Source organism: Tsukamurella paurometabola DSM 20162 (genome assembly GCF_000092225.1).
Taxonomy (GTDB): Bacteria; Actinomycetota; Actinomycetes; order Mycobacteriales; family Mycobacteriaceae; genus Tsukamurella; species Tsukamurella paurometabola.
The window spans coordinates 1670534-1689026 of the sequence record NC_014158.1 but is presented as its reverse complement, the minus strand read 5'-3'; the positions used below and the strand labels follow the sequence as shown (position 1 = coordinate 1689026).

Genomic DNA, 18493 nt, shown 5'->3' with positions numbered 1-18493 from the left:
CGGCACATTAGCTCAGCGGTTCACCGCTTCTTGCGCAGTTGCTCCTCCAGAGCGGCCATATCGATGCCTTCGAGTCCCGGGGGCAGTTGATCGAGACCCTTGGGCATGCTCGACAGGTCCATTCCGGCGGGCATACCCGGCATGCCCGCGGGCATCCCGGGGAAACCGCCGCGCATCTTCGGCTGGGTGGGACCGCGTCCCGAGCCCTTCTTGCCCTTCTTGCCCTTCTGCTTCCGCTTCGGGATCCGCTTCGGAGCGCCGAAACCGGCCATCTGCGACATCATCTTGCGGGCCTCGAAGAACCGATCCACCAGCTGGTTCACATCCGATACGGCGACACCCGAGCCCTTCGCGATGCGCAGCCGGCGCGAGGCATTGATGATCTTCGGATCGGCACGCTCGGCCGGGGTCATACCGCGGATGATCGCCTGGATGCGATCGAGCTGGCTGTCGTCGACGGCCGCGAGTGCGTCCTTCATCTGTCCGGCGCCGGGCAGCATGCCCAGCAGGTTCCCGATGGGCCCCATCTTCCGGATCATCAGCATCTGATCGAGGAAGTCCTCCAGCGTCAGCTCGCCGGAGGTGATCTTGGCCGCGGCCTCCTCCGCCTTCTGCTGGTCCATGACCTGCTCGGCTTGCTCGATCAGGGTGAGCACATCACCCATGCCGAGGATCCGCGAGCTCATCCGGTCGGGGTGGAAGACGTCGAAATCGTCGAGCTTCTCGCCGGTGGAGGCGAACAGGATCGGCTTGCCGGTGATCTCACGCACCGAGAGCGCGGCACCGCCGCGGGCGTCGCCGTCGAGCTTGGTGAGCACCACACCGGTGAAGTCGACGCCCTCGGCGAAGGCCTGCGCCGTCGTGACGGCGTCCTGGCCGATCATGGCGTCGAGGACGAACAGCACCTCGTCGGGGTCGACGGCGTCGCGGATGGCGCGGGCCTGGCCCATCAGCTCCTCGTCGATACCGAGCCGGCCGGCGGTGTCGACGATCACCACATCGTGCTGTTTGGCCTTGGCCTCCTCGATACCGCCACGCGCCACCTCGACCGGGTCGGCCGCGCTGACGCCGAGCGTGCCCTCGCCGCCGACGGACGTGCCGGGGTGCGGGGCGTAGGTGGGTACGCCGGCGCGCTCACCGACGATCTTGAGCTGATCGACGGCGCCGGGCCGCTGCAGGTCGCAGGCCACCAGCATGGGCGTGTGGCCCTGCTTCTTGAGGTGGTGGGCCAGCTTGCCCGCCAGGGTGGTCTTACCGGCGCCCTGCAGGCCCGCCAGCATGATCACGGTGGGCGGGGTCTTGGCGAGGTTGATCCGCCGGGTCTCGCCGCCGAGGATGCCGACGAGTTCCTCGTTGACGATCTTGACGATCTGCTGTGCCGGGTTCAGCGCGGCGGAGACCTCCGCGCCCTTGGCGCGCTCCTTGATGCGGGAGACGAAGGCGCGCACCACGGGCAGCGCGACATCGGCCTCGAGCAGGGCGAGCCGGATCTCCCGCGCGGTGGCATCGATGTCCGCGTCGGTGAGCCGGCCCTTGCCGCGCAGTCCCGAGAGTGCGCCGCCGAGCCGATCGGAGAGGGATTCGAACATTGCTCCAGCTTATCGGAGGCTAGGGACGTTGCGTGTCCTCCGGTGGGGCGGGCGGTGCGGCCTCGGGGAGAACGGCGGCGACGGCGGCCTCCGCACGGGCCCGGAACGCCGTCTCGTCGCCGTTCGCATCGAGACAGAAGACGTCGTCGACGGTGGCGCCGAGGGTCGCGGCGCGGGCCCAGCGCACGTCGAGCCCGGCCTGGTCGAGGGCGGCTGCGATCCGGGCCAGCAGACCGGGCGTGTCTCCCGCGCGGACCTCCAGGACCGCGGTGCCCGCGGTGCCGTCGAACCAGCGCAATTGCGGGGGCGCGGCGACCCGCAACGGCGGCGCCGCCTCGTCGCCCTGGACCGGCGCCGCAGCGTCGCGCTCGCGCAGCTCGGCGATGACATCGGTGCCGTCGAGGGCGGCCAGCAGGCGCTGGCGCACGACGGCCGGATCGGGTGGATCGCCGAACACGGGGACCACCACGAAGCTGTCCACAGCGCTCTCTCCGGCGACGTTGACGATGGCGCTCTGTACCCGGAGCCCGGCCAGGGTGAGCACGGCCGCGGTCCGCGCGAGCACACCGCGCCGGTCGGGGCTGACGACGGTGGCGGTGTAGGTGTGCGGTCCCAGCTTCGGCGCCGGGTCGATCCGCACATGGGTTCCGCCGTCGGCGGCGAGCGCGACGATCTCGGGGTCCACGGGCTCGGGCTCGGGCGGCGGATGGCCGTCGAGCACGCGTCCGGTGCGGCGCACCAGCTCGCCGATGAGTCCCGACTTCCAATCACCCCACACGCCCGGACCGGTGGCCAGCGAATCGGCCTCGGCGAGCGCGTGCAGTAGTTCCAGTAGAACCGGGTCGCGACCGATCCGGTCCGCGACGAATTCCAGAGTGTCCGGATCGTCGAGATCACGCCGCGTGGAGGTGGCCGGAAGCAGGAGGTGGTGGCGCACCATCGCCTCGAGGGTGGCGGTGTCGGTGGCGCTGAGTCCCATCCGGGCCGCGATCGCGACAGCGATCTCCGCACCGATCACGCTGTGATCGCCGCCGCGCCCCTTGCCCAGGTCGTGCAGGAGGGCGCCGAGCACCAGCAGGTCGGGGCGCGCGACGCGAGTGGCGAGGTTCGCCGCGTACGCCGCCGCCTCCATGAGATGTCGGTCCACGGTCCAGGTGTGCACGGCGTCGCGGGGCGGCAGGTCGCGGACCGCGCCCCATTCGGGCAGCAGACGTCCCCACAGGCCGGTGCGGTCGAGCGCCTCGATCACCGGGACGGCGTTGCGGCCGGCCCCCAGCAGGGCGAGGAAGTCGGCGACGGTCTCGGCGGGCCACGGGCTTCTCGGCGCCGGCGCTACATCGGCGAGACGGTGCAGGGTGGACGCGGAGATGGGCAGTCCCGACGCCGCCGCAGCGGCCGCGACGCGCACGGTGAGCCCCTGATCGCGTTCAGGTCGGGCGTCGCGGGCGAGTGCGACCTCCCCGGCGTGCGCCACCACGCCGTCGGCGAGCGGCCGCCGGACGGGCGTGCGGCGCAGCCGGGACACACCGCGGCGGGGCAGCGCGTTCGAGGCGGTGCGCAGTCCGGTGTCGACGGCGAAAGCGACGGTGCGTCCGCTATCGCTGATGATCCGGGCCAAGTCGAATCGGTCGCCGAGACGGAGGGCGGCGGCGATCTCGTCGGCGTCCTGCGCGCGCAGCTGATCGCGGGCGCGGCCGGAGATGCGATGCAGTTCGGTGCGTACGTCGAGGAGACGTTCGTAAGCGTGGGCGAGGTCGTTGCCCGACCGCCCCACGCCCGAGCCCGACGGTGTCGGGATCCCGTCGGTGAGCTGCGCCAACGAGAGCGCCTGCAGTAGTTGCACATCGCGCATGCCGCCGCGACCGCTCTTGAGGTCCGGTTCGGCCCGGTGAGCGATCTCACCGGAGCGACGCCACCGGTCGCCGGCCTGGGCGATCAGATCGTCGAGGCGGGAGCGGATGTCCGCGCGCCACTGCCTACGGACTCCGCTGATCAGCAGGTTGGTGATCTCCTCGTCGCCCACGATGTGCCGGGCGTCGAGCAGCCCCAGCGCCGCGGACAGGTCGGATGCGGCCACCTGGACCGCCTGCGGCACGGTACGGACGCTGTGGTCGAGCTTGATATGGGCGTCCCACAGCGGGTACCAGATGCTCTCGGCCGCTTCGGTGACGCGTTCCGGCGCGACACCGTCGTCATGCAGGAGGATCAGGTCGAAATCGCTGTACGGCAGCAGCTCCCGGCGGCCGAGGCCCCCGACCGCGACCAGCGCGAGGCCACTGTCGGGGCCGATGCCCGCGGCCGCACCGTGGGTGGCGAGCCACACCTCGGCGAGATCGGCCATCGATGACCGCAGGGTGTGCGGGTCGATGCGATGCGGCCCGGATGCCCGGTCCAGCAGGCGGTTCCGCGCGGCGACCAGCTCGGTCGCCGCGCCGGAACGCCCGGGAGTCGTGGACTCGTGCGGAGCCGCCACCGGTGCTCCCCGCCCTACAGCGCGTCGGCGCCGCGCTCGCCGGTGCGCACCCGCACCACGGACTCGACGGGCGTGACCCAGACCTTGCCGTCGCCGATCTTGCCGGTGCGGGCGCCGTCGACGATCACCTGGACCACGGAGTCGACGACGGCGTCGTCGACGACGACCTCGATACGGACCTTCGGCACGAAGTCCACGGAGTACTCGGCGCCGCGGTACACCTCGGTGTGTCCCTTCTGGCGGCCGTAGCCCTGGACTTCACTGACGGTCATGCCGAGGATTCCGGCCTGCTCGAGCCCGGCCTTCACATCCTCGAGCGTGAACGGCTTGACGATCGCGGTGACCAGCTTCATGAATGTTCCTTACTCAGTCGGTGGGAGTCAGCTTAGGTGCCGGTCGCTCAAACCAGGTCGTACGCGGTCTCGGCGTGCTCGGAGTTGTCGATGCCGTCGGCCTCGGACTCCTTGTCGACCCGCCAGCCGAGGGGCTTGAGCGCGTACGCGATGGCGATGGTGAGAACTGCGGTGAACGCCATGGCGACCAGGGCGATCACCACCTGCACCACCAGTTGCTTGTAGTCGCCGCCGTAGAACAGGCCGGTGTCCTTGGCGATGAAGCCCAGGGAGATGGTGCCGATGAGGCCCGCGACCAGGTGGACGCCGACCACGTCGAGCGAATCGTCGAAGCCGAACTTGGTCTTCAGTCCCACACCGTAGGCGGCGGCGACACCGGCGACGATGCCCAGGCCGATGGCGCCGACGGGGCTGATGTTCGCGCACGCCGGGGTCACGGCGACGAGACCGGCGACCACACCGGACGCGGCACCGACGGTGGTGGCGTGGCCGTCGCGGAACTTCTCCACGGCGAGCCAGCCGAGCATCGCGGCGGCGGTGGCGGCGGTGGTGTTGACCCAGGCGAGGCCGGCGGTCATGTTCGCGGTGCCCGCGGAGCCGGCGTTGAAGCCGAACCAGCCGAACCACAGCAGGGCGGCGCCCAGCATGACGAAGGGGATGTTGTGCGGGCGGTAGGACTGCTTGCCGAAGCCGAGCCGCTTGCCCACGACGATGGCCAGGATCAGGCCCGCGATACCGGCATTGATGTGCACCACGGTGCCGCCGGCGAAGTCGATGGGCGCCACGTTGGCCGCACCGTCGGTGGTGCCGAACATCGCGGCGGCGATGCCGCCCTCCTTACCGGAGAGCAGGCCGCCACCCCACACCATGTGCGCCAGGGGCAGGTACACGATGGTGGTCCAGATCGCGGTGAACAGCAGCCAGGTGCCGAACTTCACGCGCTCGGCCAGCGCACCGGAGATCAGGGCCACGGTGATCACCGCGAAGGTGAGCTGGAAACCGGCGAAGACGATGGCCGGAAGTCCGCTGCCGGCCGCGCTCAGCACGTACTGCGTCTCCCCCGCGACCTCCTTGGTCTGGGTGAGCTGGTCCAGGCCGAAGTACGTGAACGGGTTGTCGAAGAGGCCCAGGTAGTTGCCCTCGCCCGAGAACGACGTCGAGTAGCCCCACAGCACGTAGATCACGGAGACCACGCCGAGTGAGCCGACCGACATCATCATCATGTTCAGGACGGACTTCTGGCGCGACAGGCCGCCGTAGAAGAACGCCAGTGCCGGCGTCATGAGCAGCACGAGCGCGGCGGACATGAGCATCCACGCGGTCGTGCCGGTATCGACTTTCCCGAACAGTTCATCGGGGACGGATGCCAAGAGCACGGGTGAAACCTCCTCGCGAGCGCCCTTGCGGCGCAGGTGAGAAAAGCTTGTGCTGCGGGGGTTTCCCGCCGGTCGCGCTGATGTTGCTCTCGTGTAACCGGTCCGGGCGAACTTCGGACCCACGGTTACGGCGGTGTTACCGCTCCAGGTCAGCCGAGCAGCGCGTCGACGAAGGCGCCCGGTTCGAACGGGGCGAGGTCATCGGCGCCCTCCCCCAGGCCGACGAGTTTGACCGGCACGCCCAGCTCGTGCTGTACCGCATAGACGATGCCGCCCTTGGCGGTGCCGTCGAGCTTGGTGAGCACGACGCCGGTGATGTCGACGACCTCGGCGAACACCTTGGCCTGGGAGAGGCCGTTCTGGCCGATGGTGGCGTCGAGCACGAGCAGTACCTCATCGACCTTGGCCTTCTTCTCGACGACGCGCTTGACCTTGTCGAGTTCGTCCATCAGGCCGGTCTTGGTATGCAGGCGGCCCGCGGTGTCGATGAGCACCACGTCGACGCCCTCTTCGGTGCCCTTGGCGACCGCGTCGAAGGCGACGGCGGCCGGGTCGGCTCCCTCCTTACCGCGCACCACATCGGCACCGACCCGCTCGGCCCAGGTCTGCAACTGGTCGGCGGCGGCGGCGCGGAAGGTGTCGGCGGCACCGAGTAGAACGCGGCGGCCGTCGGCGACCAGAACGCGGGCCAGCTTGCCGGTCGTGGTGGTCTTGCCGGTGCCGTTGACACCCACCACGAGCAGCACCGACGGTGCACCCGCGTGCGGCAGCGCCTTGATGCTGCGGTCGTACTCGGGGTGTGCCTCGGCGATGAGGACCTTGCGCAGCAGGGCGCGGGCCTCGGCGGCGTTCGCGACGCCGTGAGTGGCGACCTGCTCGCGCAGTTCCTCGACCACCTTCAAGGTGGTGGGGGTGCCGAGATCGGCCATCAGGAGGGTGTCCTCGATCTCCTCCCACGAATCCTCGTCCAGATCGCCGGCGCCGAGCAGGCCGAGCAGCGAGGCGCCGACGGTCGACTGCGAGCGGGCCAGCCTGCCCTTGAGCCGGTCGAGGCGGCCCTCGGTGGGGGCGATCTCGTCGAGCTGCGTGAGCGGCCTCTCGCCGTGCTCGGCGCGCTCGTTTTCCAGCTCTTCGATCTCGGTGGGTGCCTGCGGGGCGACGGTCGCGATATCGGGTGCGATCTCTTCGGCGAAGGTGCGCCGCGCGTCCTCTTGCGCCTGCTTCTCCTCGGCGAGCCGCTGCTCCTCGGTCTCGGCCAGATCGGCGAGCGTGATTTCGGGCTCGGGTTCCGCTGGTGCCGCCGGCTCCGCCGACGCGGCTTCGGGGGCGACCGGCGCGGCCTCGACCTTCGGCTTCGGCTCGACCTTCGACGTCGCGGGGACGGGCTCCTTCTCGTGGGTGCCCTCGCTGAAGCTGAACCCGCCGCCGGCCTTGTAGCCGCCCGACTTGTCGAGGCTCTTGGGCTCGACCGTCTCGTCCTTGAGCGAGACCTGCCGCCGCTTGTTCAGGTAGTAGCCGGTCGCCAGTGCGATCAGCACCAGCACAACGGCGACGACGGCGATCAGGATCGCGATGGTCGAAGTAGTCACCCCACGACTCTAGTCAACGCCGTTACGGTGCGGATCGGCGCTCATGCGGACGCCCGGCACGCCCAATCGGGGGCGTGTTCGGGCAGTGGTCCGATTGCCACACCGCGCGCCGTCAGGCCCCGGAGCACAGGGAATCGGCGGAGGACCCGGATGGGCAGGGGCATCCGGTTTTCCGTACCGACGGTGCCGGGTGCGGCGAGCGCGGGCGCGAGCACCGCCCGGTGCACGACGCGCTGAACACCTTGAACCAGCACCGTGGGGAGCCACCGCCGAATCTGGACGCGACATAGTAGCCCAACCGGCAGGGGTTCTCCTGTCCTCAGGGCGGGCCCCAGGATCCGCGCGGCCGCGACCGCATCGGCGACGGCGAGGTTGATCCCGACGCCACCAACGGGCGACATGGCGTGGGCGGCGTCGCCGATCAGGAGCAGTCCCTCGGCGTACCATCCGCGCGCTCGATTGAGTTCTACGTTGAGCAGTTTCACCTCCTCCAGCGATTCGAGGGTGGCGACGCGGTCGGCGGTCCACGGCGCAAGCCCGGCAACCTCGCGCCGGAAGCGGTCGAGCCCGCCCGCGCGGAGCGCGATGTCGCTGCCCTTCGGGATTACATAGGCGCACTGCCAATACGTCCCGCGGTCGATCGTCACGGCGAATCGCCCCGCACTCATGCGGCCGAACACCCCGTCGGGATCGCCAGCACGACGGGGCAGCCGGAACCAGAGAACGTCCATCGGTACCCCGAACCGGCGCGGAACGATTCCCGCCGCCGCGCGCACGGCGGAGTCGCGGCCGTCGCACGCGACGGTGAGCGCGGCCCGCACCTCGTGCTCGGCCCCGGTCCGGCGATCGCGATATCGCACGCCGCCGATCGCTTCCCCGTCTCGGACCAAGTCGATCACCTCGGCGTCGCGCACCAAGGTGAAGCTCGGCTCGGTGGCAGCGGCTTCGGCGAGCAGGTCCAGTAAGTCCCACTGTGGCACGAACGCGATGTGCTTGTGCCGCCCCGGAAGTCGGCGGAAGTCTGCGACCACCGCGTCACCGGCGTCGAGTTGCACCGTCATCTGTTCGACCAGGCGGTGCGGGATGGCCGCGAACCGCGCGCCCAGACCGAGCTCGTCGAGCAGCCGCAGCGTCGAGGCATGCACGGTGTCGCCGCGGAAGTCGCGCAGGAAGTCACTGTGCTCCTCCATCACGGTGACCTGCACGCCGGCCCGCGCGAGCAGCAGGCCGAGCACCATTCCGGCAGGGCCGCCGCCCACGATGAGACACCTAGTATTCATCATGCGTTGAAATCTACGTCCGGTGAACGCAGCGGACAAGCCCCCAACGAAGCGCAGATCACACCTTCGGATTCGTGGTGAGCCGAATTATTCGCCGTCCGTACTACCGGGGCTACCGTCACGTCCACCGGGTCATTCACTCCACCGAAAGCGAGATCGACTCATGCGTAAGAACTTCCCCCGCCGAGCCCTGATCGCAGGGGTATCCGTTGTCGCCGCCGCAGCGAGCACGATCGTCGCCGCGCCTGCCGCCCATGCCGACGCCCTCAAGGGCACGTTCTCGATCGGCTCGGGTTCGTATTTCCGGATGATCCTGCCGAGCGGTTCGCAGTCGGGCCCGTTCCTCGCCAACGGCAACTCCACCAACTCGGACAAGACCATTACGCCGCTGTCCGGCTCACTGACCTCGGGCTCGTACCAGTCGCAGGTCACCGGCGCCCGGACCTTCTTCGGCTCCGACTTCGTGACCTCGACGAAGGCCACCGACCCGCAGACCGGCAAGGGCACGTCGGTGCCGAGCATCACCCGCAACGGCTCGTCGCTGTCGGGCGACCTGTCCGCGTTCGGCGTCGCCTGGAACGGCCAGGTCTTCAACCAGGGCGCCCCGAAGCCGGGCGGCGGCTTCCCGGGCAAGACCAGCGCGGTCACGGGTTCGATCAACGGCAGCACCTACACGCTGCAGTGGACCAGCCAGATCGTCGGCGGGCCGTTCAACAACTTCACCGGCCTGTGGCACCTCACGGGCACCTACAACGGGTGACCGCCGCGCCCGACGCGGGCGCCGCACTGCTCGGTGGCGTCCCCCGGCTCCGGGCGGTGGCCCCGCCGCGGACCGCGGCGACGCCCCCGCCCCGGAGATGGCCGGGGCTGCTGCTCCTGGTGATCGGCCTCGGTCTCGCGGTCGGTGCGATCGCCGGCGGGCTTCCGACGACCACCGCCGGGGCCACGAAGATGCTCGACGCCTTCGGCCCGCAGCTGTCCACCGAGTCGCTCACCCGGCTCGGGAGCGACATCGACGCCGTGGCCGCGTTCGGCGAGGCCACCCGAACCGAGGCCGCCGCGGGCCGGCTCCGAAATGCCCCACGCACCGCGGAGTTCGCCGGACGGTCCGCGGCGATCGAGGGCAATGCACGCGGGCTCCTCGACTCGGCCACCGCGGCCCGGGGCGATGTGGATCGGCTCGCCGGTATCCGGGGTCTGGCCACCTTGCCGCAGGTTCTGCTGCTCGTGGGCATCGGCCTCGGGGTCGCGGGCGCGGTACTCCTCTGGGTCCGGGCCACCGGCCCCCGACGCTGGGCCACCGCGGCGGCGCTCCTCGCGGCGGCGGTGCTGGTGATCCATCCGTTCGCATCGGGTCTCGCCGCGAACGCCGGCTCCGCTCAGCGGGTGATCGATCGGTTCGCGCCGATCATGACGCAGCAGCAAGTGGTGACGCTGCAGCAGGACTTCCTCACGCTGGTGGGTGCGGTGGGCGAGATCGACCGCGGCGGTGCGGTGCACCGCACCCCGGAGATCCGCGCGTTCACCGCGTCCTGGCAGACCGTGTCGTCCGATCTCGCGACCCTCACCGGTGCGATCAACGACAACCTCCCCGACTACCAACGGCTCGCGCGCACCAATCGGCTCGCTCCGACGCCCGGGGGCACGTTCGCCCTGCTCCCGTGGGTTGAGCTCGCACTCGGCGTCGCGGCAGCCGGCGCCGTGCTCGCGCTCCGACGAAAGGTGGGCCCATGACCGCCCGCAGGTCCCTGTCCCTCGTGCTCGTCACGCTCGCGCTGGGCGGTGCTGTCGCCTGCGGTTCGCAGTCCGACGGTGCGCCGGCCGAGACGCCCGAACAACTCGTCGGCCTGTTCCGCTTCACCCCCGGGGGATTCGCGGACGGCAAACCCACCGGCACCTACTTCAAGATGGCGATCGTGGGCGGAACCGCGGAGGGGCCGTTCGTATCGAACGCCAACTCCCCCATCGCCGGAGGCGAGGTCACTGCTCTCAAGCCCGGAACGGCGGGCGGCCTCCGCACCGGTGCGTACCAATCGGAGGCCAGTCCCGGTTTCCGCAATGGCGATTCGGTCTCCGGCTCGGTGATCACGCCCACCAAGTTCTTCGACGTGCTGTTCGGCATCTCCACCAACGCCGTCGATCCGCAGACCAAGGCTGCGCTGCCCGCACCGTCGGTGACCAGGACCGGGGGCACGCTGTCCGCGGACGTGTCCGCGTGGGCCGCCTCCTGGAACAACCAGGAGTTCAACCAGGGCGCTCCGAAGCCGGTCCCGAAGACCGATGCGACCGCTGCCGGGCAGCAGAACGTGGCGAAGGCGTGGGATGTGGTCTCGCAACGGTGGCTCGCGCAGCCCGCTGCGGCGAAATCCACCGGCCCGGCCGCCACCGGCACGTTCGATCCGGCGACCCGTCGCTTCACCCTCGACTGGACCAGTCACATCCAGGGTGGACCGTTCAACGACTTCACCGGCGTCTGGCATCTCGAAGGCGTCTTCGAACCCGGTCTGCCGCCTACCCGCTGACCTTCCCCGCTTGCCCTTCATCCGACGAAAGAGCCACGCATGTATCGCCTTCCGCGCACTCTCGGCCTCTCGCTCGCCGCTGCGGTCGCCGTGACCGTTCCCCTCTCCGGGACCGCGACGGCCGCCCCCTCGCCCGCGCCGAAGCCCACGCCACCGGCGGCGTCGGCACCAGCGGGGTCGGCACCAGCGGGGTCGGCACCAGCGGGGTCGGCACCGTCAACGGCGGCCGCGCCGGGTATCGCGGGCGTGGTTCCCGGTGTGAACCCGGCTGATATCCAGTGCCCGCTGGGCTGGCCCAAGCCCCCGGAGAAGGGCGGTCTCGCTTCGCTCATCCTGTTGGCGCCCGCGGCCGGTGCGTTCACCGACGAGGCCTTCGCGGCGGGTCAGGCCTACGACCCGATCCTCAGCCTGTTCGGGCCGTTCCTGGCGGCCTTGTCCCCGCAGATCGAGAAGGCGCAACCCGCCCTGGCGGGCCCGGTCGGGGCTCTCAACGGTGCCGAGCAAGCGGTGTACGACGCCATCAAACCCTGGTACGCCCAGTACCGGCCAAAAGTGATCGACGCGCTCACCACAGCGGGCAACGATCTCGCTCCGGTACTTCAGGAGATGGTGGCGACGCCACTGGGCGCCTGCTTCGTGGCCTGGGAAGCGCAGGTACTCAAGGGGTTGCAGACCGGCCAGTGGTCGCCGATCGTGTTCAGCGGATTGGGTGAACTGGCCGAGCTCGCCCGCAGCGGGAAGGGCGGCGCCCCAGGGGCAGCTGGCGCCGCGAAGCCGGGGCCGCCGAAGTCCTCGCCGCGTCCGGCACCGTCGCCGGTCGTGGTCGCGAAGCCGCGGTGATCGAGCTCCGCGATGTCACGGTGCGGTACGGCTCGACGGTGGCCGTCGAGGGCGTCAGTTTCGTGGCGCCGTCGGGGGCGGTGACCGGGCTGATCGGGCCGAACGGGGCCGGGAAGTCGACCACGCTGCGCTTGATCGCCGGGTTGGAACGTCCTACTTCGGGCACCGTGACCATCGACGGTGCGCCGTACGGCGCACTCCCGAACCCCGGCACGGTGATCGGGGTCCTACTCGATGCGGAGTGGGTGTCTCCGTCGCGGTCGGCGCGTGCCCACCTGCGTTGGCTCGCCGCGGCGATGGGGCTACCGGACGACCGGGTGGACGCCGCACTGGAGTTGGTCGGGCTGCACGAGGTGGCCGAACAGACGGTCGGTTCCTACTCGCTGGGGATGCGGCAGCGGCTCGCGATCGCCGGTGCGGTACTGGGTGATCCGCGCACCGTGGTGTTCGACGAGCCGGTGAACGGTCTGGATCCCGAGGCCATCGCGTGGATCCGGGGTACGCTGCGACGGCTCGCCGATGATGGCCGTACGGTGTTGCTGTCCTCGCACCTGCTCGCCGAACTGGAACAGACCGCTGATCGGGTGGTGGCGCTGCGCGGCGGCGTGGTGGTCGCGGATGCGCCTCTGCGGGAACTCGTTGCGACGCCCCAGACCGACCGGTCCGGACTGGAGGAGCTGTACTTCCGGCTCGCAGACGATGGCGCGAGCGACGGCCGTAGTGACAGCTCGACCGTCGCGATCTCCCCTGCCCCGACCGAGCCGACCTCGCACGGCGCCCTGCGGCGGGCGGTCGCCGCGGAGGCACGCAAGGCCCGGACGTCGCCGGGGTATCGCGCCGTGCTCGGTGCCGTGCTGGCGGTGACCGCGACGGTGGCGATCGTGGTGGGGGTGTTCGCCTCCGCCTTCCACGGCGCCACGGTGACGACAGCCGTGTACGGGTTCGGCCTGGTGGGCGGCGCGCTGCTCGCAGTGTCCGGTGCGCTGGTGGTGGGGCTCGATCGTGACCAGGGAACGCTGCAATTGACCCGGGTACTTCTTCCCCGGCCCGGGCTGGTGTACGCCGCGAAGTCACTGGTCGTCACGGTCGGCGGTGCCGCTGCGGGGTTCGTATCCGCAGCAGCGGCGGTGGCGATCGGAGCGGTAGCCGGACTGTCCGCACCCGCGTCGGAGGTGCTGCGGGCACTGGTCGCCGCGCCGGCGGCGGGGGCGCTGCTCTCGGTGCTCGGACTGGCCGTCGGGTATCTCGCCTCGTCGACGACGACAGCGGTCGGTGCAGTCGTGGGCTGGTGGTTCCTGGTGGAGGCCATCGCGATTCCCGCGTTGCCCTTCGGGCGGTCGGTGCTCGCCTGGCTACCCGCCACGAACGCGCAGTTCGCCACGATCGCAGTCCCGGCGAACACGATCGGTTGGCCGTGGTGGGTGGCACTGGGGGTGCTAGCGGCCTGGTCGGGTGCGCTCACCATCGCCGGGAGCCGGCGGTGGTGAACGGAGCGGTCCGGGCATATCGGTCCACCTGATAGCGTCACGATTCGAGTCGGCCGCGGGAATCCGGTGGGAATCCGGGACTGGCGCGCAACGGTGTGAGGCGGTGAACGAACCGCCTCGAGTCCGATACCGCCCGGCTCGTGATGTCCATCGCCGCCCCCGCGCACGGGGTGGCCGACGAAACGAGTTTCCATGCGCATCGCCGCACCCCCTCTTCTCATCCTGTCCGCAGCCCTGCTCGCCGGGTGCGGCAGCGCACCGTCGAGCGCGCCGCCCGCCGCGACGGGTCCCTTCCCGACCACGGTCACCACGTGCGGCTTCGCCTCCGAGGTGAGGTCGGCTCCGCAGCGCATCGTCACCATGAATCAGGGCGCCACCGAGGTCGCGCTCGCGCTGGGTATGCGCAGTCGGATGGCGGGGACCGGGTATCTCGATGACGAGGTCGCCCCGCGCTACCGGGACGACTACGCGAAGGTCACCGTGCTCGCGCCGAAGTACCCGACGCAGGAGAAGATCTTGTCGGTGAATCCGGATCTGGTGTACGCCTCGTACGCTTCCGCGTTCCGGGACCGGGCGGGCGGGGAACGCCGGAAGTGGGCGGATCGAGGTGTCCCCACGCTGCTCGCCCCGGCGGGGTGCGAGAAGAAGCCCGAACGCGCCACCTGGGATCTCATCTGGGACGAGTTCGCCGCGGCGGGAAAGGCCTTCGGCGCCGAGGCCGCCGCGGCGAAGCTCACCGCGGACCAGAAGTCCGAGCTCGGCAGCGAGGCGCTCGCGGGTGCTGCCCGGGGACAACGCATCCTGTGGTGGGATTCGAAGACTGATATCCCGTTCGTCGGCGCGGGCAAGGGTTCGCCGCAATTGCTCGTCGAATCCGTGGGCGGTGTCAACGTCTTCGCCGACCGCCCGGGCAACTGGGCCGATGTCTCGATGGAGAATGTGATCGGGTCGAATCCTGACGTGATCGTCGTCGCCGATTCCACCGGGAGTCCGGCACAGGCCCGCATCGAGTTCGCTCGGTCCGATCCGGCGATGAGCCGGTTACGCGCCGTGCGGGATAACCGGTTCGTGGTGATCCCCTTCTCGGAGACCACGTCCGGGGTCCGGTTGCTCGATGGTGCGCGCCGTATCGCCGACGGGATCCGGGCCCTGCCGTGACCGTGATCCTGGTGGGGATGTCGGCGGGTATCGATCCGGATGAGCTGACTGCCCTCGCCGCCGATGCGGGAGCGCACGCGGCCTTCCTCCAGGTGTACGACCCGGCGCTGGTCGACGTTCTCGATGACGCCACCGACGGCGGCGCGCGGGAACTGCTGCTGATCGGCTGCGGTTGGGCGCAGCCCGGTCCCAAGCGGTCATGGTTGCGGCGTGTTGCGGCGCATTGGATGCGTGAGCGATTCCTCTCAGGTGCTCCTGTCCCCGCGGTCCTCCTCGCACCCGAGCTCCTGCCGGCGGCACAGTCGCATCTCGTCGCTGCGGCGGTCGCGGAAGGCGGGCGGCCGATGACACCCGATGCGGCGCCACTCGTCTCCGCGGCGTGGGAGAACGTCCCGTCCCATCGGCACCAGGTGCTGGTGTGCCGCGGCCCGCGGTGTTCGGCACGGGGTGCGGCGGCTCTGTCGGCCGCGCTCGGCGCCGAGCTCCGGCGGCGGGCTCTCGACGATGACGATGTGTTGATGACGGTGACCGGATGCCAATTCCCTTGTAACCACGCCCCCGTGGTCACCGTGCAGCCGGACGATGCCTGGTACGGCGGAATCACCGTCGAGGATGTGCCGGCCCTGGTCGAAGACCATCTCGTCGATGGGCGCCGTCTCGCTCATCGGCTCCTGCCTCGCGCGCGGTCCACTCCACCGGAATATTCGGACCGCAGTCCGGGGTTGAGACGGCTATGAAAATCGGTTTCCTGTCATTCGGTCACTGGAGCGATGCGCCCGGATCGCAGACCCGCAGCGCTTCCGACGTCCTCCATCAATCGATCGACCTCGCGGTGGCGGCCGAAGAAGTGGGTGCCGACGGCGCGTACTTCCGTGTGCACCACTTCGCACGCCAACTCGGTTCACCGTTCCCTCTGCTCGCGGCGGTGGGCGCGAAGACCTCACGGATCGAGATCGGTACCGGCGTGATCGACATGCGCTACGAGAACCCGCTGTACATGGCGGAGGACGCGGGGGCCGCCGATCTCATCGCCGATCACCGGCTGCAGCTGGGAGTGAGCCGGGGATCGCCGGAACAGGTGATCGACGGCTGGCGCTACTTCGGATACGAACCCGCTGAGGGCAAGACCGACGCCGACATGGGGCGTTCCCACACGGAACTGTTTCTCCAGGTGTTGGAGGGCGAAGGATTCGCGCAGCCCAACCCACGCCCGATGTTCCCGAATCCGCCGGGTCTGCTGCGGGTCGAACCACACTCCGACACGCTCCGCGAGCGGATCTGGTGGGGTGCCGGCTCCGACGCGACGGCGCAGTGGGCAGCGCGACTCGGCATGAACCTGATGAGTTCGACGCTCAAGAGCGACGAGTCCGGTGAACCCTTCGACGTGCAGCAGGCCACACAGATCCGCGCGTTCCGTGAGGCGTGGGCGGCCGCCGGACACGACCGTGAGCCGCGAGTGTCGGTGAGCCGCAGCATCATGCCGATCATCGATGACGAGAGTCGCGCCTACTTCGGGCACGAAGGCCGCGGTGGCGATCAGTTCGGCACCATCGATTCCTTCCGCGCCGTCTTCGGACGCACGTACGCTGCGGAGCCGGATAGGTTGATCGAGCAGCTCCGTGACGACGAGGCGATCGCCGCGGCCGACACGCTGCTGGTGACCGTGCCCAACCAGCTCGGCGTGGCGTACAACACCCGACTCCTGGAGTCGCTGGTCAAGGATGTCGCTCCGGGCCTCGGGTGGCGTTGACCTCGGAACGTGGTGATCAGCGCAGTGCGCGGCGCATGAGCACGCGCGTGAACCCGTCGAGGGTCGATTCGGTATCGGTGACGTAGGTGAAACCCGCTCGCTCGAACAGCGCGCGGGTGCCCACGTACGCCATGGTGAGATCGACCTTCTCGCCCTGGTTGTCCACGGGATAGGCCTCGACCACCGGAGCGCCGTACGCGCGAGCGAAGGCGACGGCACCGTCGACCAGGTGGTGACTGATCCCCTGCTTGCGGTGTCCTGCGCGCACCCGGACGCACCACAGCGACCAGACATCGAGGTCGTCGACGTGCGGAATCTTGCGGTTCCGGGCGAAGCTGGTGCCGGAGCGCGGATGGACCGCCGCCCACCCGACGGGTTCGGCTGCGTCATAGGCGATCACGCCGGGCGGCGGGTTCTCGGAGCACAGGCCACGCACACGGTCGAACCTGGCGGGGCCTCGCAACTGCTGGTTCTCCGTGCTGCCGATGCGGTACGACAGGCAGAAGCAGTTGCTGGAGGTTTCCTTCTTGGGGCCGATCACCGCCCGGACATCGTCGAAGACGGTGGCCGGGCGGACCTCGATGGGCATCGAGTTGCGTCCTAGTCGGTCTGCACCTCGCTGCGGTCACCGGACCACAGCGTATGGAAGGTGCCCGCCTTGTCGACGCGCTTGTAGGTGTGTGCCCCGAAGAAGTCGCGCTGGCCCTGCACCAGGGCGGCGGGCAAGCGGTCGACGTTGAGCGAATCGAAGTAGCTCAGCGCCGTCGCGAACCCCGGCACGGGCACGCCGGCCTGCGTCGCGGTGATCACCACGCGGCGCCACGCGGCCTCACCGTCGCGGATCGCCTGTGCGAAGTACGGCGCCTCGAGAAGCGTTGCCAGGTTGGGATTCTCGGCGTACGCGTCGGCGAGCACGTTGAGGAACTGCGCGCGGATGATGCAACCGCCACGCCAGATCTTGGCGACGGCGCCCTTATCGATGTTCCAACCGTACTTCTCGGCGCCGGCGATGATCGCGTCGAAACCCTGCGCGTAGGCCACGATCTTCGATGCGTACAGCGCCTTGGCCACATCGTCGACGAACGAGTCGTCGACCGTCGGTGCGTCCGGGCGCGCGATGCCCAGGGCACGGACGGCATCGCGCTGCGTGCGCTTGGACGAGACGGCCCGGCCGAACACGGCCTCCGCGACGCCGCCCACGGGAACTCCGAGGTCGAGCGCGGTCTGCACGGTCCACACGCCGGTGCCCTTGCTCCCGGCCTGGTCGACGACGATGTCGACGAACGGCTTGCCCGTCTCGGCATCGATGTGCTTGAGGATCTCGGTGGTGATCTCGATGAGGTAGCTGTTGAGCGGGCCGGAGTTCCAGGTCTTGAAGATGTCCGAGATCGCCTGCGGCGAGTGGCCGGCCACATTGCGCAGCAGGTCGTACGCCTCGCCGATGAGCTCCATATCGGCGTATTCGATGCCGTTATGGATCATCTTGACGAAATGACCTGCGCCGTCGGTTCCCACATGGGTCACGCAGGCCTCGCCCTCGGCGACCGCGGCGATCGAGGCGAGGATCGGGCCGAGCGTCTCGTACGACTCCGGGGTGCCACCGGGCATGATCGACGGTCCCTTGAGCGCACCCTCTTCGCCGCCCGAGATTCCGGCGCCCACGAAGTGAATGCCAGTCGGCGCGATCCGTGCTTCGCGGGCGATGGTGTCGTGGAAGTTCGCATTGCCGCCGTCGACGATGATGTCGCCCGGCTCGAACCGCTCTTGGAGCTGCTCGATCACCGCATCAGTGCCCGCGCCGGCCTGCACCATGATGATCGCGGTGCGCGGCGTGGCCAGGCTCGCGACGAAGTCGTCGATCGACTCCGATGCCACGAAGTTCGCCTCGGGATGGTTGGCCACCACCTCCCGGGTCTTCTCCGGCGAACGGTTGTAGATGGCCACGGTGTTGCCCTCGCGGGAGGCCAGGTTGCGGACCAAGTTGGAGCCCATCACCGCCATTCCCACCACACCGATGTTCGCCTTGGCGTCGTTGCTGGTCATCGCTCGTTCGTACCTCTCATCGTGGCCGTCGCC

General features: G+C 69.7%; 16 protein-coding genes and 1 riboswitch. Of the genes, 8 read left to right on the top strand and 8 right to left on the bottom strand.

Annotation, left to right across the window (positions count from 1 at the left end):
- Nucleotides 1–20: 20 nt before the first annotated feature.
- The 6 genes from ffh to TPAU_RS08060 all read right to left on the bottom strand — a co-directional run bounded on the left by ffh (nt 21) and on the right by TPAU_RS08060 (nt 8663).
- Nucleotides 21–1589: a signal recognition particle protein gene (gene ffh, locus TPAU_RS08085; RefSeq protein ID WP_013126263.1), complete on the bottom strand. Its 1569-nt coding sequence runs from the start codon at nt 1587–1589 to the stop codon at nt 21–23.
- 19 nt (nt 1590–1608) lie between these two features.
- Nucleotides 1609–4062, bottom strand: a complete 2454-nt coding sequence (locus tag TPAU_RS08080; RefSeq protein WP_013126262.1) for a [protein-PII] uridylyltransferase — start codon at nt 4060–4062, stop codon at nt 1609–1611.
- A 14-nt stretch (nt 4063–4076) separates the two neighbouring features.
- Nucleotides 4077–4415, bottom strand: coding sequence for a P-II family nitrogen regulator (locus tag TPAU_RS08075; protein ID WP_013126261.1), 339 nt, complete (start codon nt 4413–4415; stop codon nt 4077–4079).
- Between the two features lie 47 nt (nt 4416–4462).
- Complete coding sequence (locus TPAU_RS08070; RefSeq protein ID WP_049825961.1) at nt 4463–5728, bottom strand: ammonium transporter; 1266 nt, start codon at nt 5726–5728, stop codon at nt 4463–4465.
- 212 nt (nt 5729–5940) lie between these two features.
- Entirely contained in the window at nt 5941–7380 is a 1440-nt protein-coding gene (gene ftsY / locus TPAU_RS08065; RefSeq protein ID WP_013126259.1) for a signal recognition particle-docking protein FtsY, read from the bottom strand.
- Between the two features lie 41 nt (nt 7381–7421).
- The gene (locus TPAU_RS08060; RefSeq protein WP_013126258.1) at nt 7422–8663 is read right to left on the bottom strand and encodes an FAD-dependent oxidoreductase; all 1242 of its coding nucleotides are present in this window, start codon (nt 8661–8663) and stop codon (nt 7422–7424) included.
- A 160-nt stretch (nt 8664–8823) separates the two neighbouring features.
- Between TPAU_RS08060 and TPAU_RS08055 the strand changes: the two genes are divergently transcribed.
- The 8 genes from TPAU_RS08055 (at nt 8824) to TPAU_RS08015 (ending at nt 16417) form a co-directional block, all read left to right on the top strand.
- Complete coding sequence (locus tag TPAU_RS08055; protein ID WP_013126257.1) at nt 8824–9420, top strand: hypothetical protein; 597 nt, start codon at nt 8824–8826, stop codon at nt 9418–9420.
- Complete coding sequence (locus TPAU_RS08050) at nt 9417–10394, top strand: hypothetical protein (RefSeq protein WP_013126256.1); 978 nt, start codon at nt 9417–9419, stop codon at nt 10392–10394. Before TPAU_RS08055 ends, TPAU_RS08050 begins: the two co-directional genes overlap by 4 nt.
- Nucleotides 10391–11182 carry a hypothetical protein gene (locus TPAU_RS08045; RefSeq protein ID WP_013126255.1) on the top strand — a complete coding sequence of 264 codons (792 nt, stop codon included), beginning with the start codon at nt 10391–10393 and terminating at the stop codon, nt 11180–11182. The genes TPAU_RS08050 and TPAU_RS08045 overlap by 4 nt, the downstream gene beginning before the upstream one ends.
- Before the next feature lie 39 nt (nt 11183–11221).
- On the top strand, nt 11222–12022 hold the full coding sequence (locus TPAU_RS21865) for a hypothetical protein (RefSeq protein WP_013126254.1): 801 nt from the start codon (nt 11222–11224) through the stop codon (nt 12020–12022).
- Nucleotides 12019–13509 carry an ABC transporter ATP-binding protein gene (locus TPAU_RS21860; RefSeq protein WP_013126253.1) on the top strand — a complete coding sequence of 497 codons (1491 nt, stop codon included), beginning with the start codon at nt 12019–12021 and terminating at the stop codon, nt 13507–13509. The genes TPAU_RS21865 and TPAU_RS21860 overlap by 4 nt, the downstream gene beginning before the upstream one ends.
- A gap of 28 nt (nt 13510–13537) precedes the next feature.
- A riboswitch (cobalamin riboswitch) is annotated at nt 13538–13661 on the top strand.
- 40 nt (nt 13662–13701) lie between these two features.
- Nucleotides 13702–14667: an ABC transporter substrate-binding protein gene (locus TPAU_RS08025; RefSeq protein WP_013126252.1), complete on the top strand. Its 966-nt coding sequence runs from the start codon at nt 13702–13704 to the stop codon at nt 14665–14667.
- Nucleotides 14664–15404 carry a (2Fe-2S) ferredoxin domain-containing protein gene (locus tag TPAU_RS08020; RefSeq protein ID WP_013126251.1) on the top strand — a complete coding sequence of 247 codons (741 nt, stop codon included), beginning with the start codon at nt 14664–14666 and terminating at the stop codon, nt 15402–15404. Before TPAU_RS08025 ends, TPAU_RS08020 begins: the two co-directional genes overlap by 4 nt.
- Complete coding sequence (locus TPAU_RS08015) at nt 15401–16417, top strand: LLM class flavin-dependent oxidoreductase (protein WP_013126250.1); 1017 nt, start codon at nt 15401–15403, stop codon at nt 16415–16417. The genes TPAU_RS08020 and TPAU_RS08015 overlap by 4 nt, the downstream gene beginning before the upstream one ends.
- 16 nt (nt 16418–16433) lie before the next feature.
- Here the strand turns inward: TPAU_RS08015 and TPAU_RS08010 are convergent, their stop codons facing one another.
- Together TPAU_RS08010 and gndA are read right to left on the bottom strand one after the other, a co-directional pair.
- Nucleotides 16434–17006, bottom strand: coding sequence for a GNAT family N-acetyltransferase (locus TPAU_RS08010; RefSeq protein WP_013126249.1), 573 nt, complete (start codon nt 17004–17006; stop codon nt 16434–16436).
- 11 nt (nt 17007–17017) lie between these two features.
- Nucleotides 17018–18460 (bottom strand): NADP-dependent phosphogluconate dehydrogenase, encoded by a 1443-nt coding sequence (gene gndA / locus TPAU_RS08005; RefSeq protein WP_013126248.1) that lies wholly within the window; start codon nt 18458–18460, stop codon nt 17018–17020.
- Nucleotides 18461–18493 lie beyond the last annotated feature (33 nt).